The organism is Pseudomonas sp. PS01301 (assembly GCF_029960215.1).
In the GTDB taxonomy this organism is placed as follows: Bacteria; Pseudomonadota; Gammaproteobacteria; order Pseudomonadales; family Pseudomonadaceae; genus Aquipseudomonas; species Aquipseudomonas coleopterorum.
This window is the reverse complement of record NZ_JASCPM010000001.1, coordinates 1-16,618: the sequence shown is the minus strand read 5'-3', so window position 1 is coordinate 16,618 and position 16,618 is coordinate 1. Positions and strand designations below refer to the sequence as shown.

14 protein-coding genes and 3 tRNA genes are annotated in these 16,618 nt (G+C 60.4%); 13 read left to right on the top strand and 4 right to left on the bottom strand.

From position 1 onward, the window contains the following. The first annotated feature begins 177 nt into the window (after nt 1-177). The 3 genes from QMX89_RS00085 (at nt 178) to QMX89_RS00075 (ending at nt 569) form a co-directional block, all read left to right on the top strand. Nucleotides 178-253: transfer RNA gene (locus tag QMX89_RS00085), tRNA-Val, on the top strand. A 68-nt stretch (nt 254-321) separates the two neighbouring features. After that, nucleotides 322-398: transfer RNA gene (locus tag QMX89_RS00080), tRNA-Asp, on the top strand. Between the two features lie 94 nt (nt 399-492). Beyond that, nucleotides 493-569, top strand: a tRNA-Asp gene (locus tag QMX89_RS00075). Between the two features lie 96 nt (nt 570-665). On the opposite strand, the gene QMX89_RS00070 is transcribed toward QMX89_RS00075, so the two are convergent. After that, nucleotides 666-3,005: a hypothetical protein gene (locus QMX89_RS00070; RefSeq protein ID WP_282345635.1), complete on the bottom strand. Its 2,340-nt coding sequence runs from the start codon at nt 3,003-3,005 to the stop codon at nt 666-668. A 30-nt stretch (nt 3,006-3,035) separates the two neighbouring features. Then, on the bottom strand, nt 3,036-3,983 hold the full coding sequence (locus tag QMX89_RS00065) for a hypothetical protein (protein WP_282345634.1): 948 nt from the start codon (nt 3,981-3,983) through the stop codon (nt 3,036-3,038). A gap of 330 nt (nt 3,984-4,313) precedes the next feature. Between QMX89_RS00065 and QMX89_RS00060 the strand changes: the two genes are divergently transcribed. The 4 genes from QMX89_RS00060 to arfB all read left to right on the top strand — a co-directional run bounded on the left by QMX89_RS00060 (nt 4,314) and on the right by arfB (nt 7,766). Then, complete coding sequence (locus QMX89_RS00060) at nt 4,314-4,508, top strand: DUF1289 domain-containing protein (protein WP_049862171.1); 195 nt, start codon at nt 4,314-4,316, stop codon at nt 4,506-4,508. 112 nt (nt 4,509-4,620) lie between these two features. Then, on the top strand, nt 4,621-5,802 hold the full coding sequence (rluB, locus tag QMX89_RS00055; protein WP_049862170.1) for a 23S rRNA pseudouridine(2605) synthase RluB: 1,182 nt from the start codon (nt 4,621-4,623) through the stop codon (nt 5,800-5,802). Between the two features lie 164 nt (nt 5,803-5,966). Further along, on the top strand, nt 5,967-7,340 hold the full coding sequence (locus QMX89_RS00050) for an amino acid permease (protein WP_090359594.1): 1,374 nt from the start codon (nt 5,967-5,969) through the stop codon (nt 7,338-7,340). A 12-nt stretch (nt 7,341-7,352) separates the two neighbouring features. After that, nucleotides 7,353-7,766, top strand: a complete 414-nt coding sequence (arfB, locus tag QMX89_RS00045) for an alternative ribosome rescue aminoacyl-tRNA hydrolase ArfB (protein WP_282345626.1) — start codon at nt 7,353-7,355, stop codon at nt 7,764-7,766. A 12-nt stretch (nt 7,767-7,778) separates the two neighbouring features. On the opposite strand, the gene QMX89_RS00040 is transcribed toward arfB, so the two are convergent. Together QMX89_RS00040 and QMX89_RS00035 are read right to left on the bottom strand one after the other, a co-directional pair. Next, nucleotides 7,779-8,981 (bottom strand): MFS transporter, encoded by a 1,203-nt coding sequence (locus QMX89_RS00040; protein WP_282345623.1) that lies wholly within the window; start codon nt 8,979-8,981, stop codon nt 7,779-7,781. Nucleotides 8,982-9,201: 220 nt separating this feature from the next. Continuing rightward, complete coding sequence (locus tag QMX89_RS00035) at nt 9,202-9,462, bottom strand: DUF2790 domain-containing protein (RefSeq protein ID WP_282345621.1); 261 nt, start codon at nt 9,460-9,462, stop codon at nt 9,202-9,204. A gap of 361 nt (nt 9,463-9,823) precedes the next feature. Between QMX89_RS00035 and acs the strand changes: the two genes are divergently transcribed. The 6 genes from acs to argR all read left to right on the top strand — a co-directional run bounded on the left by acs (nt 9,824) and on the right by argR (nt 16,481). Next, nucleotides 9,824-11,785: an acetate--CoA ligase gene (acs, locus tag QMX89_RS00030; protein ID WP_056843945.1), complete on the top strand. Its 1,962-nt coding sequence runs from the start codon at nt 9,824-9,826 to the stop codon at nt 11,783-11,785. 515 nt (nt 11,786-12,300) lie between these two features. Beyond that, entirely contained in the window at nt 12,301-13,077 is a 777-nt protein-coding gene (locus tag QMX89_RS00025; RefSeq protein ID WP_056843781.1) for an ABC transporter substrate-binding protein, read from the top strand. Nucleotides 13,078-13,163: 86 nt separating this feature from the next. Beyond that, nucleotides 13,164-13,853: an ABC transporter permease gene (locus tag QMX89_RS00020; protein ID WP_282345597.1), complete on the top strand. Its 690-nt coding sequence runs from the start codon at nt 13,164-13,166 to the stop codon at nt 13,851-13,853. Further along, entirely contained in the window at nt 13,850-14,548 is a 699-nt protein-coding gene (locus tag QMX89_RS00015) for an ABC transporter permease (RefSeq protein ID WP_049862162.1), read from the top strand. The genes QMX89_RS00020 and QMX89_RS00015 overlap by 4 nt, the downstream gene beginning before the upstream one ends. Nucleotides 14,549-14,619: 71 nt before the next feature. After that, a complete protein-coding gene (locus tag QMX89_RS00010; protein ID WP_049862161.1) occupies nt 14,620-15,384 on the top strand; it encodes an ATP-binding cassette domain-containing protein in 765 nt (254 codons plus the stop codon). Nucleotides 15,385-15,500: 116 nt separating this feature from the next. Continuing rightward, on the top strand, nt 15,501-16,481 hold the full coding sequence (gene argR / locus QMX89_RS00005) for a transcriptional regulator ArgR (RefSeq protein WP_049862160.1): 981 nt from the start codon (nt 15,501-15,503) through the stop codon (nt 16,479-16,481). Nucleotides 16,482-16,618 lie beyond the last annotated feature (137 nt).

The following is a 16,618-nucleotide window of genomic DNA, read 5'->3' as shown; positions in this document are numbered from 1 at the left end:
GTCCTCGGATGAACTGGGGTTGTGTGGGGGCGGGGCGGGCGGCGAGCCCTCTGCCCGCGAAGAGGTCCGCAAGGTTTCACAAGCTCTGGGGTTTGACACCTTTTTCAAAAAAACTTCATACAGGGTATTGACTTAGGTTCGGTACCTGCGTAAATTTCGCGGCCTCAGCGAAGCAAAGGGTGATTAGCTCAGCCGGGAGAGCATCTGCCTTACAAGCAGAGGGTCGGCGGTTCGATCCCGTCATCACCCACCATTTCGTTGAAATGCAGCTGAGAACGCAACAAAGAGCAACACGTGCTGAAGTTCGAGAGCACACACTGCGCAGCGGTAGTTCAGTCGGTTAGAATACCGGCCTGTCACGCCGGGGGTCGCGGGTTCGAGTCCCGTCCGCTGCGCCATTTTTTGCACTGATTCGGTTCTCCGGGTCAGCGATCGAGAAACTCGAAAGTTCTCGATCAACAGGTTTCAAACGGACGCAAGTCCGAGCGATACGCAGCGGTAGTTCAGTCGGTTAGAATACCGGCCTGTCACGCCGGGGGTCGCGGGTTCGAGTCCCGTCCGCTGCGCCATACATAGCTCCGAGGCCCTTGAACTCCTCGAAGCGAACAAAGAAAGCGACCTTAGGGTCGCTTTTTTTGTGTCTTGTAACTTTTGAATTGTTGCTTTCAGGTTTTGGCCACGATAGAGGGTGGTGCACAGCTAAAGTAGTCATTCAAGGTTGCTGGCTGCCCACCTTCGATCTTGCCATCATAGGTTTTAAACCGTACTTGAACAGACATGCTGGGAAATCCATTGAAGACCATCGTGAGCTCCAGCGCTCTGGAGCTGTCGCTGCTCGACCGCTCTGACGCTATGAGCTGGCTCATCCGCCAGCGGTTGGCTAGATCGGTCATGCCTCGGGCGGTAGCGTGCGAATTTTCTTTAAGGGGTGGTTCGGCTTTAGCGGGCGGCGATATACCTTCCGCACCATAAGCCCTTGTTTTGAGGATGGAGGCCTTAGCATTATTCATCTGTTTCCATAAATCGATTTTGCAGCTCAGTTGCTGCACTATCAATGGTCTAATACGGGTGTCCGCCTCGGGCATGAGACTGATCACGACTAAGTCCATGACGATAGAGCTCGCTGCTGTGGTGTCTTTGAAGTCCAAAGCTGCAGCTTCCTCTTCCTGGTTGAGCGTAGGCGGCGGACTGAGTTTTGCGAAAATCAAAATAGGTTCTTTCCGAGTGCTTAGCCGTGCCACGACAGGTGGGATGTCGGTGTAGCGGTCTCTGAGGGCTTCGGGAAGTGATACTGTCATCGGTTGCTGACTGGCATCACGATCTTTGCCAGGAACTCTCCATAGTTTGAGTATGGGCGGAGCCCACGGAGTCTGATCATCGCTTACCCGTGCGCGGTCGGCAGCCTGCCAGCCGAGCGACATGAGCGCTACCCCTTGTGATCCGCCGAGACGGACCAGTTGGAAGGGCTCGTCGGTCTCGGATGCTTCGAGTTCGAATCGATCGATCTCGGTGAATTTGCGATTACCCAGTGCTTGCCGGGCCACTAACACATGGGTCTGATAGGTGCTTCCAGCGCTGTCTTCTTCGAACAGGGGTTCATGACCTGCTGTCCTAGTCGATAGTTTTGCACCTCGACCCAGAACCCACGCATGTGTTGCCTGATTGGCAGCATTCTTTTCGATCAGCACGTCATGCTGCATGAACCGATATTTTTGTCTCATCAGCGTCTTTGCATTTAGCGGGTAGTCATCCATAGGCCAGGCAGGAGTTTTTTTCCCATCTTTGCAGACTATCTGGGGCGACTCCAAAGGTTGCGTCTCGTCAAACATGACGGATTTCTGCACTACTTTGACAGTGCTCCCCAAGACGTTATGGCCGCTTGGGCATGGATTTGAATCTGTCTCAGGAATACTTCCCCGGTGGGTGACCGACAACAGCAAAGGTTTGTGGTCTACCGTTACAAACTTGTGAATAGGTGCATCTACGTCCGTACTGCAGGGAGAGTTGTGCCTGTCAGGACATGCTTTGAATTGCAATTCGTATGCGCCTGTCCCGCTTTGTGACGGGGCGAGTGTCTGCAACTCATAGAGCTTCAGGTCAGTGCTTTTCAGATCTTTTCTCGCTATGGAGACAAGGCTGGCCACAGCGACTCTCGATCCGGCGTCGGGGTAGCCTGTGAGCTGTGGGGGGGTAGCGATTCTCTGATCGGGAAACAGTCGAGGCGTCGTCGTTTGCTTTTCGCCGGTCGATGAGGCTCGGTCATTGACCAGCTTGCTCATCGACATTGTCTGCCGCAGGATGTGAAACGTTCTGATACCCAAGTCGCCGACTGTTGCGCGCGCAGTAGCGTCGTCTACTGCACGCCCCACGACGTAGTCGTCAGCGTGTGTTGGCATAGGGTCGTATTCGAAGTATGTGGATCGTCCCTTGGACTTGAATGAGCCGCCTCCGCCGAGTGTTACTCCAAGAAGGACTTTACGAGCCTCGGTTTCACACTCGGTGTACGCCGCTGCGACGCTCGACCTGGTTTCCTCTCTATTGGACTTGTTTATCTGACGGCACAGGCGATAAGCGGACTCTTGAAGCATGACATCGCACTGGGCCTGAGTGTATCCATAGGTCGCGTAGCCATGGCGATAGCACAGGTCATGCATAATGCAGGATTGTCTGAACTGTAACGAAATAGGTGCGCCTCCAGCGCCGGTTTTGAACGCAAAGGCTTTCAGTGGCTTGGGTATCGAGCAATCTAGTCCAACACCGCGGCCGCCGAAAATCGCTTCAGTGGCGGCCGAGGGGTAATACGTGGTGAACGTTGGGGGCGCTTCGGTCTCTTCCGGTGAGGCGAGGCTTGGATAGACTGTGTTGGCGGCGCCACCAACGATCCATGAGCAACTTTGCAGAATGATGATCAGCGTGGCTATAGTTGCAATGGCGAAGGCATAGAGGCAAGCGCGTGAGCCGATGCGCCAGTTGGCCAAACGTAGAAGTTTCGGATAGTTACCCATGGCGATCGCTCCCTAGTGTTAACCGCTTGGTCATTGCTGTAGCGGGAGAGCAGTGGCGGTGTACTGCGCTCTGCGCTTGTCCAGATAGATGAGTATGCGAACCGAATCAGCTAAGGTGCGTTGATATTGGAGTTCGAACAGCGCTTCTTCTTGTTTCTGGTTTTTACATCCAGACTGCTGAGGACGTTTGGCAAACACACAATGTCCGTAGGCGCCCCAGCCATGCGCCGCATCGGTCCGGTCGTTCGATGGGTAAATCCAGTAGTCCTGCCAGTCAGTATCATTGGTTTGGTCGCGCCCCGCGGATGGGGATATAGCGCTCAACGTTCGCTTGGCAGCATTAGTTAATAGCGTGGTTGCAGTGACCGGGTCCGTGGTGATTTGGTCGCTCAGTTCACTGCACTGTTTGCTTGTCAGGGCAAACGGAGCTGAGTCAACGGGTGCGGTAAAGTTATCGAAGGGATCGGAACGGTCCCAAAGAGGAAGTTTCATGTGGAAAGCAGGTGCTACATGGGCAGGCACACTCATGTCCTGTATGTAGTGAAGTACCTGACCCGCTCTGTGATAAACATCGTTGATATTCGATTCGCCGCGCAGCGCGATTTCCAAGGCTTGAGCACGCTTTGCGAAAATACGATCAAGGCTACGATGACCGAGGGCCCACGGTCGCAGGCGGCCCTCGCGGTTGTAAAAGTGCCAGTTAGTGCTGCGGTCATAGAGATTGAGAGGGGCAGTGTCCTCATCCTGTGTTCCAGCCGCCAGTGCTTCTGCTGCGCTTGCGGGCAAGGTGTACCCGCATCCTCGAAAAGCGATTACGGCTTGATTCGTATAGACAGGATGGCGTGCGGCGTCGTAGGCAAAGCTTGTGTCGAGCAAGCCCAGCAAGAACACACCGGGAAGCGCGCGTAGGATATTTGGCTTCGCGCGAGAATGTGCTTTACGCAGCAGCCGTGCTGTGAGGAAGATCGACGTCTGCATTCTCGAGGGCTCCTGAGCAAGAGAGGGTATTCGCTGCCTAGTGGCAATGGCAGCGAATAGACATTCTTGAGCGACTGGAACCCATTTGGACCAGTCGCATTCGGGCTACGACCGAGGAGTTTTGCTCGACATCAGACTTAACTCAGAGCGTAGCCAATCGCCAAAGAATTGCACGTTGATGCAAGCAATAAGATGCTCGGAATGGGTAGGGTCTCGCGGTCAGCAACTGGTCGATCGGGCAGGTGTTTGCCGATACCCGACATTCTTTGGTGCGTTACGGGTTTGGCAATGTCTATCAATGGATCAATCACGAATCCGGTGTCGTACCCCATGAGCAGCAAGAACCCCTGTATCAGCGTCTGCAAGTTCACCGATGACACCTGCATCGCCTGCGGACGGACCAAGCCTGAGTGCAAGGCCTGGAAGAAGATGGACAAGGATGAGCGCCGCGAGGTGAACGAGCAGGCGGCGCAGCGGTTGAAGGACATGAAGGGCACCGCCAAGCGGAAAAAGAAGAAAGGCTGAAAAAATCGGCTAGCCTTGGATGCGCAACACCTGTGTTGCGCGTATCATTCGCGGCCCTCCGGCGCGCCTGCGCCGAGCAGTATTCCATTCGACCCACCGGGAGGTGCTTACGATGAAAGATCTCGATCAGCAAGACGGCAGCCAGGAAATCGGCCCCGCCGGCGAAAAACTACAGAAAGTATTGGCCCGTATCGGCGTGGGTTCGCGCCGTGACGTAGAGGCGTGGATCAGCGAAGGCCGGATCAAGGTCAACGCCAAGGTCGCCACACTCGGTCAGCGCGTCGATCTGCACGACGCCATCACCGTGGACGGCAAGGTGATCAAGCGCGAGGAAGCCTCGGAAACCGTGCGCCGCGTGATCATCTACAACAAGCCCGACGGTGAAATCTGCACCCGCGACGACCCTGAGGGCCGTCCTACCGTCTTCGACCGCCTGCCGCGCCCGCGCGAAGGCCGCTGGATCAACGTCGGCCGCCTGGACATCAACACCACCGGGCTGTTGATGTTCACCACCGATGGCGAACTGGCCAACCGCCTGATGCACCCTTCGTTCGAAATGGACCGCGAGTACGCCGTACGTGTACGCGGCGAAGTCGACGAAGACATGCTGTTGCGCCTCAAGAACGGCGTGATCCTGGAAGACGGCCCTGCGCGTTTCACCGACATCCAGGAAGCACCGGGCGGTGAAGGCTTCAACCACTGGTACCACTGCGTGGTCATGGAAGGCCGTAACCGTGAGGTGCGTCGCCTGTGGGAATCCCAAGGCCTGGTGGTCAGCCGCCTCAAGCGTGTGCGCTTCGGTCCGGTGTTCCTTAATTCCGATCTGCCGATGGGCCGGTGGCGTGAGCTGACCCAGGGTGAAGTCGATACCCTGAGCGCCGAGGTGGGCCTGGCAGCGGTCGCCATGCCGTCGATGACCACCAAGACCAAGGACAAGCTGGAGCGCATGCAGCGCAAATCCTCGCGCCCGATGGGCCGTGGCGAGCGTGTGCGTACCCTGCGTCCGGCCCACGACGGCGCGCCGTCCACCGAACAGCGCCCGGCTCGCCAGCCGCGTGGCGATTCGGCGCCGGCTTCGCGCAAGGACAGCGGCCGTGGCACGCCCGTGGCTGAGCGTCCGGCGGACATGAACAAGCGTCCGGCCAAGCCTGCGGGCAAGCCAGGTGCCAAGCCTGCGGCCAAGCGTCCGGGCATCAAGCTGGTGGACGACGCGCCTTCGGGCAATCGTCGCGGTCCGGCAGCAGGCACGGGTCAGCGTCCAGGCTTCGGCCGTCGCAAGCCCAAGCCTGAGTAAGGACAGCTGATGTCCGCGTGCGCCAACCTTCCAGGGTTGGCGTTTTTTTGTGGGGTGTCGGTGGGGGGGCTCTTCGCGGGCAGAGACCCGCTCCCACAAGGTCTGCCTGCGGCGGACCATTGCACTCTTGATACCTTGAACGTCGAAGAAGTGACTTCTCCCTTATGACTGAACCAAACCAGCTCAAGCGTGGGCTGAAGAATCGCCACATCCAATTGATCGCCCTGGGTGGAGCCATCGGCACCGGGTTGTTCCTGGGGTCTGCGGGCGTGCTCAAATCGGCCGGGCCGTCGATGATCCTGGGTTACGCCATCTGCGGCTTCATCGCCTTCCTGATCATGCGCCAGCTGGGCGAGATGATCGTCGAGGAGCCGGTCGCCGGTTCCTTCAGTCACTTCGCCCACAGCTACTGGGGCCGGTTTCCCGGGTTCCTGTCGGGCTGGAACTGCTGGGTGCTGTACATTCTGGTGGGCATGTCGGAGCTGACCGCCGTCGGCAAATACGTGCACTACTGGTGGCCGGAGATACCGACCTGGGTATCGGCCGCGGTGTTCTTCGTGATGATCAATGCCATCAACCTGACCAACGTCAAGGTGTTCGGGGAAGCCGAGTTCTGGTTCGCCATCATCAAGGTGGCGGCGATCGTCGGCATGATCGCCCTGGGCAGCTACCTGCTGGTCAGCGGCAATGGTGGTCCGCAGGCAGGTGTCAGCAACCTTTGGGAGCATGGCGGCTTCTTCCCCAACGGTGTTGGCGGCTTGGTCATGGCCCTGGCGATCATCATGTTCTCGTTCGGCGGCCTGGAAATGCTCGGTTTCACGGCGGCCGAGGCGGACAGCCCGAAGACGGTGATCCCCAAGGCCATCAATCAGGTGATCTACCGTATTCTCATCTTCTACATCGGCGCGCTGGTGGTGCTGTTGTCGCTGACCCCGTGGGATGGCCTGCTGGCCAGCCTGAATGCCTCGGGCGACGCCTACAGCGGCAGCCCGTTCGTGCAGGTGTTCTCGATGCTGGGCAGCGACACGGCGGCGCATGTGCTCAACTTCGTGGTCCTGACCGCAGCCTTGTCGGTGTACAACAGCGGCACCTACTGCAACAGCCGCATGCTGCTGGGCATGGCCGAGCAGGGCGACGCACCGCGCGCGCTGGCCAAGGTGGATGCGCGCGGCGTACCGGTACGTGCGCTGCTGGTGTCGGCGGCAATCACGCTGGTGGCCGTGGCGTTGAACTACTTCGTGCCACAGCAGGCGCTGGAGCTGTTGATGTCGCTGGTGGTCGCGACCCTGGTGATCAACTGGGCGATGATCAGCTACTCGCACCTCAAGTTCCGCCAGCACCTGCAGCGCCAGGGCCAGGTGCCGTTGTTCAAGGCGCTGTGGTATCCGTACGGAAACTACCTGTGCCTGGCGTTCGTGGCATTCATCTTGATCATCATGCTGATGATTCCGGGTATTCGCATTTCGGTGTATGCCATTCCACTGTGGGTCGGCGGGATGTACCTGTGCTATCGCCTCAAGCCCAAACCCCTGTCCTGAGCGGAGTGCCGCATGCTGGATATCTCCAACGCCGTCCATCTGCCCGACGCTGAAATCGAACTCAGCGCCATCCGCGCGCAAGGCGCGGGTGGGCAGAACGTCAACAAGGTTTCCAGCGCGGTGCATCTGCGCTTCGACATCGGCGCCTCGTCGTTGCCGCCGTTCTACAAGGAGCGGCTGCTGGCGCTGCGTGACAGCCGGATCACCGGTGATGGCGTGATCGTGATCAAGGCGCAGCAGTTCCGTACGCAGGAGCAGAACCGGGCCGATGCGTTGCAGCGCTTGCGTGAGCTGATTCTAATGGCCACCAAGGTCGAGAAGAAGCGGCGGCCGACCAAGCCCACGCTGGGCTCCAAGACCCGCCGCCTGGAAGGCAAGACCAAGCGTGGCGCGATCAAGGCCGGGCGCGGCAAGATCGACTTCTGAAGGGCGTTATCCTCAGACCAGCTCGTCTTCCGATGGTGGGAGGCGAGCGGCCTGGCGGTACAGATAGAAGGTCAGGCCCAGGCCCGTGCACGCAGCAGCGGCGGCAAACAGAAAGATCGAACTGAAGCCGAAGCCGGCGGCTATGGCGCCGGCCACCGGCCCGGTGATGCCCAGCGACATGTCGATGAACAGCGAGTAGGCCCCCACTGCCGCACCGCGGCTCGACGCTGGCACCAGATTGACCGCTTCGACGCCGAGTGCCGGGAATACCAGGGAAAAACCGAAACCGGTCAGGGCCGCGCCGGCCATGGCCAGTTCCTGGCTGGGCGCCAGCCACAGCAGCAGCAAACCCAGGGTTTCTACACTCAGGCAGACGATCGCCACGCGAAAGCCACCCAGACGGTTGATCAGGTTGCCGAACAACAGCCGAGCGAGGATAAAGCTGGCACCGAACAGGCTCAGGCATAGCGCTGCGTTGTCCCAGGCATTGCTGGCGTAGTACAGGGTGATGAACGTGGCGATGGTACCGAAGCCAATGCCGCCCAGGGCCAGTCCGGTGCCGTGGGGTAGCACCCGACCCAGAACGTGCAGAAACGGCAGGCGCTCGCCGGCCACCACTGGCGCGGGAAGCTTGTTCCAGGCCAGGGCGATACCCACGCCTGCCAGAACGATGATGCTCGCGCCCATGCTCCACAAGCCCAGATGCTTGACCATCAACACGCCCAGCGGCGCGCCGATGGCCAGCGCGCCGTAGCTGGCGATGCCGTTCCAGGAGATGACCTTGGCCGTGTTGGCCGCCCCGACGCGACCGATCCCCCAGCCAATGGAGCCGGAGCCCACCAGGCTTTCCGCCGACCCGAGCAACACCCGACCCAGCAGCAGGCTGGTGAGGCTCAGTGCCGGCCAGCTTTGCAACCAGCCGGCTAACAGCATGAACAACCCGCTGATGCCGCAGCCGACCAACCCGTAGATCACGGCCTTCTTGCTGCCCAGGTTGTCGATGATCTTGCTCGCCTGGGGACGGCTGAGCAGGGTGGCCAGGTATTGAACGCTGATCACCAGGCCAGCGATCACCGCGCCGTAGCCCAGATCGCTGTGGACGAAGCCGGGCAATACCGCCAGGGGAATGCCGATGCTCAGGTAGCCAATGAAGGTGAACAGCACGATGGAAACGACTTGCAGCGTGACCGTCAGGGGGCGCTGGGAGTGGGGCATGGGCAGATCCGTCGCAAAAGCAGAAAGTAGGCGCAGGCACCGCCAGGCAGGTGGAGTACTCGATGCGCGTGAAAGCATGGACAGGCTTACGTGACGCTCATGATAGAGGCACGAGGCACAAAAAGAGAGGTCGGGAGAGGAAAGGCTTGGTTTGCGTGCAGCGCCAGTGGCGTGTGGCAGGAGCCAGCAGCGGGGCCTGGGCCCCGGCGCTGAAAGGTGCTCAGCTGTTGGTACAGCCGTTGCCCATGACGTGGTATTCCATGATGTGGCGCTTGCCCTGCGAGTCCTCGTAGGTCAAGCGCGCTGGCACCACGGCGCAGACATTGGGGATCGCCGAGTTGGAAATGACATGGGCGATGTCCGGGTGCTGTGAATAGTCATAGGGTTCCACCACGGGTTTCTGTGTGGCGGCAGTGGTGGTCTCTTCGGCCAGGGCGATACCGCTCGAGCCAATCAGCGCAAGAATTAACAAAGCTTTCATGTCGATTTTCCTGTTTTGCAGTCGTCAGGGTGCACGCGGCCCTTGTGAGGTCACGTGTGAAACTTGGGAGTGGGGAAGTTGCGATCGACAGCCTTCGTGGGGGATACAGTCTTTGTCGATCGCAGTGCCGTTGCTGGCGAAAACGATTCTAAGCCCCGGTGCCTGTGGTAAACAGAGCGGGTTTGGATAAACAGTTTTATCCGAATCTGCATTAATCCCGCCTCGCTGAGCAGGCACCGATACTGGTCTGGGTACGGACCTCGGTACTGGTCTTGGTACTACCATCGTCGAATGGCTGCCTGGGGCAGATACCCTTAAAACAGGTCTATACAACAACAACTATTCAACCGAGGTAAGAATGATGAGTGCGGCTTCCCTGTATCCCGTTCGTCCCGAAGTGGCAGCGTCCACGCTGACCGATGAGGCGACCTACAAGGCCATGTACCAGCAGTCCGTGGTCAACCCGGACGGTTTCTGGCGCGAGCAGGCGCAGCGTCTCGATTGGATCAAGCCCTTCACCAAGGTCAAGCAGACCTCGTTCGACGACCACCATGTCGACATCAAGTGGTTCGCCGACGGCACCCTCAACGTTTCCTACAACTGCCTGGACCGGCACCTGGCCGAGCGCGGCGATCAGGTCGCGATCATCTGGGAGGGTGACGATCCCTCCGAGAGCCGTCACATCACTTACCGTGAGCTGCATGCCGAAGTGTGCAAGTTCGCCAATGCCCTGCGCGGCCAGGACGTGCACCGTGGCGACGTGGTGACCCTGTACATGCCGATGATCCCCGAGGCGGTGGTGGCCATGCTTGCGTGCACGCGCATCGGCGCGGTGCATTCGGTGGTGTTCGGCGGGTTTTCACCCGAAGCACTGGCAGGACGCATCATCGACTGCCAGTCCAAGGTGGTGATCACCGCCGACGAAGGTCTGCGCGGCGGGCGTAAGACGGCGCTCAAGGCCAACGTCGACCGGGCCCTGACCAACCCTGAAACCAGCAGCGTGCAAAAGGTCATCGTGTGCAAGCGCACCGGCGGCGACATCGAGTGGAACCGTCATCGCGACATCTGGTACCACTCGCTGCTGGAAGTGGCGTCGAGCACCTGCGCGCCGAAGGAAATGGGCGCCGAGGAAGCGCTGTTCATCCTCTACACCTCCGGCTCCACCGGCAAGCCCAAGGGCGTGCTGCACACCACCGGCGGCTACCTGGTGTATGCCGCGCTGACCCATGAGCGGGTATTCGACTACAAGCCCGGCGACGTCTACTGGTGCACTGCGGACGTGGGTTGGATCACCGGCCACAGTTACATCGTCTATGGTCCCCTGGCCAACGGGGCCACGACGCTTTTGTTCGAGGGCGTACCCAACTACCCGGACATCACCCGGGTGTCGAAGATCGTCGACAAGCACAAGGTCAACATCCTCTACACGGCGCCCACGGCGATCCGAGCGATGATGGCCGAGGGCTCCAAGGCGGTCGAGGGCGCCGATGGCTCGAGCCTGCGCCTGCTCGGTTCGGTGGGCGAGCCGATCAACCCGGAAGCCTGGAACTGGTACTACAACACGGTCGGCAAGCAGAACTGCCCGATCGTCGACACCTGGTGGCAGACCGAAACCGGCGGCATCCTGATCAGCCCGCTGCCGGGTGCGATCGGCCTCAAGCCGGGCTCGGCGACCAAGCCGTTCTTCGGCGTGGTGCCGGCGCTAGTGGACAACCTGGGCAACATCATCGAGGGGGCGGCCGAAGGCAATCTGGTGATCCTCGATTCGTGGCCGGGCCAGTCGCGCACCCTGTATGGCGATCACGATCGCTTCGTCGACACCTATTTCAAGACATTCCGCGGCATGTACTTCACCGGCGACGGTGCGCGTCGCGACGAAGATGGCTACTACTGGATCACCGGGCGGGTCGATGACGTGCTCAACGTCTCCGGACACCGCATGGGCACGGCCGAGATCGAAAGTGCGATGGTCGCCCATCCCAAAGTGGCCGAAGCCGCTGTGGTGGGCGTGCCTCACGACCTCAAGGGGCAGGGCATCTACGTCTACGTCACGCTCAATGGCGGCGAGCAGGCCAGCGAGGAATTGCGTCTGGAGCTCAAGAACTGGGTGCGCAAGGAGATCGGTCCCATCGCGTCGCCGGATGTGATCCAGTGGGCGCCGGGATTGCCCAAGACGCGTTCGGGCAAGATCATGCGGCGCATTCTGCGCAAGATCGCCACGTCCGAGTACGACGCGCTGGGTGATATCTCTACCTTGGCCGATCCGGGGGTGGTGCAGCAGTTGATCGATACCCACAAGGACATGCATCGGGCTTCTGCGTGATTTGAGGTGATCTTGAGGGCCTCTTCGCGGGCAGAGCCCGCTCCCACATGTGCGCGTCAATGCACGCTCATGTGGGAGCGGGGGCGGGCCGCCGAGCCCTCTGCCCGCGAAGGGGCCATCAAGGCTTATCGACGATTGCCTGTGTTACTGCATGAAGGTTCAGCACACACCACCTGCCACTCAATACCCCACTGCAACGCCTACCTGCTTCCACCTGCAACGCCACACTTGCCGTCCTAGAAGGCTTTGCCAATAATGGGCGCGCTAATTGCTTCAGTCTCAGATTGCCTCTCATTTTTCCAAATCACACTCGATGAGGGCTGTCAATCCCCTGGTCTGGGTGTCTCGTTGCTTCTGTAACTACTTGTCGCATTGACGAAATATCGACTGGCACAGTGCCGTTAGAATGCGCTCACTCGCCGGACCCTGCGGCGTCGCCTGTTCAGCTTCATTTTTTCGCATTCTGGGCCTGCGCTCACTTTGCCCATACTGCCCTTTTCGCTGGAGCTCACCCAATGAAGAAACTCGCACTGTTTGGCGCATTGGCACTGTCCGTGCTGTCGGCGGCGTCGTTCGCCGATGAAAAGCCGCTGAAGATCGGCATCGAGGCCGCTTACCCACCATTCGCCTCCAAGGCGCCGGATGGCAGCATCGTTGGCTTCGACTACGACATCGGCAACGCGCTGTGTGCCGAGATGAAGGTCAAGTGCACCTGGGTCGAGCAGGAATTCGACGGCCTCATTCCAGCCCTCAAGGTGCGCAAGATCGACGCTATTCTGTCGTCGATGTCGATCACCGATGACCGCAAGAAATCCGTCGACTTCACCAACAAATACTACGCCACGCCGGCGCGCCTGGTCATGAAGGCGGGCACCACGGTCAGTGACGACATGAGCGAGCTCAAGGGCAAGAAGATTGGCGTGCAGCGCGGCACGATCCATGACCGTTATGCCACTGAAGTGCTCAAGCCGCTGGGCGTGGAAGTGATGCCGTATGGCTCGCAGAACGAGATCTATCTGGACGTGGCTGCCGGTCGCCTGGACGGTACGCTGGCCGATGCCACCTTGTTGCAGGACGGTTTCCTCAACACTGACGCGGGCAAGGGCTATGCCTTCGTCGGCCCATCGGTCAACGATCCGAAATACTTCGGTGACGGTATCGGCATCGCCGTGCGCAAGGGTGACAAGGCCAACCTGGAACGCATCAACGCGGCCATCGCGGGCATTCGTGCCAATGGCGAGTACAAGAAGATCCAGGACAAGTACTTCGACTTCGACATCTACGGCAAATAAGCCGGCAGGCGTTACCTGACTGATGGTGCCAACGGCGGGGAACCGCGGTTCGCACCATTTTTCATTCTCCGGGCGAGGATCTCTACATGTTGAAAGGCTACGGGGCCGTCATTCTCGATGGCGCTTGGCTGACGCTGCAGCTCGCCTTGTCGTCCATGGCGCTGGCCATCGTGCTGGGTCTGTTGGGCGTGGCCTTGCGCCTGTCGCCGGTACGCTGGCTGGCCTGGCTGGGCGATCTGTACGCCACGGTGATTCGCGGCATTCCCGATCTGGTGTTGATCCTGCTGATCTTCTATGGCGGCCAGGACATCATCAACCGCGTTGCGCCGCTGATGGGGTACGACGACTACATCGACCTCAATCCACTGCTCGCCGGTATCTTCACCTTGGGCTTCATCTTCGGGGCGTACCTCTCGGAAACCTTCCGCGGTGCGTTCATGGCCATTCCCAAGGGCCAGGCCGAGGCTGGCATGGCCTATGGCATGAGCAGCCTGCAGGTGTTCTTCAGGGTGCTGGTGCCGCAGATGATTCGCCTGGCGATCCCCGGTGTGACCAACAACTGGCTGGTGCTGACCAAGGCCACGGCATTGATCTCGGTGGTCGGCCTGCAGGACATGATGTTCAAGGCCAAGCAGGCGGCGGATGCCACCCGCGAGCCGTTCACCTTCTTCCTCGCAGTAGCGGCGATGTACCTGGTGATCACCAGCGTGTCGCTGCTGTTGCTGCGCGCCGTCGAAAAACGCTATTCGGTGGGCATCAAGGCGGCTGAACTATGATCTTCGATTACAACGTCGTCTGGGACAGCCTGCCGCTGTACATGAGCGGCATGCTGGAAACCTTGAAACTGCTGGCCATCTCGCTGTTCTTCGGTCTGCTGGCGGCACTGCCACTGGGCTTGATGCGGGTGTCCCGGCAGCCACTGGTCAACGGTGTCGCGTGGCTCTACACCTATGTCATCCGCGGCACGCCCATGCTGGTGCAGCTGTTCCTGATCTACTACGGCCTGGCCCAGTTCGAGGTCGTGCGTAACAGTGTGCTCTGGCCCTGGTTGTCGAGTGCCACGTTCTGCGCCTGCCTGGCGTTTGCCATCAACACCAGCGCCTACACCGCCGAGATCATCGCCGGCAGCCTGCGCGCCACGCCGCCGGGCGAGATCGAAGCGGCGCGGGCGATGGGCATGTCCAAGGCCGGGATGTATCGACGCATTCTATTGCCGTCGGCACTGCGTCGGGCGCTGCCGCAGTACAGCAACGAAGTGATCATGATGCTGCAGACCACCAGTCTGGCCTCGATCGTGACCCTGATCGACATCACCGGCGCGGCGCGTACGGTGAACGCCCAGTACTACCTGCCGTTCGAAGCCTACATCACGGCGGGCGTTTGCTACCTGTGTCTGACGTTCATTCTGGTGCGCCTGTTCAAGCTGGCCGAGCGCCGCTGGCTGGCCTATCTCGCGCCACGCAGGCACTGACCGCGTGCAGCGAAAACCCTTTCGTCGCGAGCCAGTGAGCCGTGACTGACCGATCTGCGAGACCCCCGATCATGTACAAACTTCAAGTTCAGGACCTGCACAAGCGCTACGGCTCGCACGAGGTGCTCAAGGGTGTCTCGCTGGCGGCCAAGGCGGGCGATGTGATCAGCATCATCGGCTCCAGCGGATCGGGCAAGAGCACGTTCCTGCGCTGCATCAACCTGCTCGAGCAGCCCCATGCGGGCAAGATCCTGCTCAATGACGAAGAACTCAAGCTGGTGCCCGGCAAGGACGGTGCGCTCAAGGCGGCCGATCCCAAGCAGTTGCAGCGCCTGCGCTCGCGGCTGTCGATGGTGTTCCAGCACTTCAACCTGTGGTCGCACATGACCGCGCTGGAAAACATCATCGAAGCGCCGGTGCACGTATTGGGTGTTTCGAAGAAGGAAGCCCTGGAGAAAGCCGAGTACTATCTGGCCAAGGTCGGCGTCGCGCACCGCAAGGATGCCTATCCGGGGCACATGTCCGGCGGCGAGCAGCAGCGTGTGGCCATCGCTCGCGCGCTGGCGGTGGAGCCTGAGGTGATGCTGTTCGACGAGCCGACTTCGGCGCTGGATCCTGAGCTGGTCGGTGACGTGCTCAAGGTGATGCAGGCCCTGGCCCAGGAAGGGCGGACCATGGTCGTGGTGACTCACGAGATGGGCTTTGCCCGCGAAGTCTCGAACCAGCTGGTCTTCCTGCACAAGGGGCTGGTCGAGGAGACCGGTGACCCCCGCGAGGTGTTGGCCAATCCGCGCTCCGAGCGGTTGCAGCAGTTTTTGTCCGGCAGCCTCAAGTGATCGTTGCTTGAAACATTTTGCCGAGTGTTTTCGTGTGGGCAGGGCAGGCATGCCTGATCCGGCGCAGTACCATGTCCCATTCGGTTTTTGATACTTAAGGTTTCGGTCCGCATCAGATGACAGCCCAACGAATCGGTTTCCTCTATTGGCCCAGCACGCGAGCCCTGACCTTGGCGCTGGCCGAGGAGGCCCTGCGGGTGGCGCAGAAGGTGCACCCGGACGTGACCTACGAGTTGCTGTTCCTGCAGGCCGAGCCGCCCGTGCCGGGTGGTTGGCAGCTGCCGGGGGAGGCGTGGAACGGTCGCCTGGAAGGGTGCCACAAGCTGTTTCTGCTGGCCGACGAGCCACCGGCGGCGTTGGCGCCGGCACTGTCCACCGCGCTCAAGCAAACCGTCCGAGCAGGCTGCATGGTCGGTGGACTGTCGGCCGGGGTGTACCCGCTGGCGCAATTGGGGCTGCTCGACGGTTATCGCGCGGCGGTGCACTGGCGCTGGCAGGATGATTTCGCCGAGCGCTTCCCCAAGGTCATCGCCACCAGCCATTTGTTCGACTGGGATCGCGACCGCATGACGGCCTGCGGCGGTCTGTCGGTGCTCGACCTGCTGCTGGCGGTGCTGGCCCGCGATCATGGCGCCGAACTGGCCGGGGCGGTCTCCGAGGAACTGGTGGTGGAGCGTATCCGCGAAGGCGGGGAGCGCCAGCGCATTCCCCTGCAGAATCGCCTGGGCTCCAGCCACCCGAAGCTGACCCAGGCGGTATTATTGATGGAGGCCAACATCGAAGAACCGTTGACCACCGACGAGATCGCCCAGCACGTGTGTGTGTCGCGGCGTCAGCTGGAGCGCATCTTCAAGCAGTACCTCAATCGGGTGCCGAGCCAGTACTACCTTGAGCTGCGCCTGAACAAGGCTCGGCAGATGCTGATGCAGACCAGCAAGTCGATCATCCAGATCGGCCTGTCGTGCGGGTTTTCTTCCGGGCCGCACTTCTCCAGTGCCTACCGCAATTTCTTCGGCGCCACCCCCCGCGAAGACCGCAACCAGCGCCGCAGCAGCAGCCCGTTCGAACTGTCCTCGGTACCGGCCGAACGCGGCTGACCCTGCTTCTGGAATGCGCTGTGTCAGGCGAAGCGCGGTGTGGCTTTCGCGGGCAGAGCCCGCTCCCACAGGGAAGCAGAAGCAAGCTATGTCCGCGAAGGGTGCCCTCGCACCAGAATGTGGGAGCGGGCTCTGCC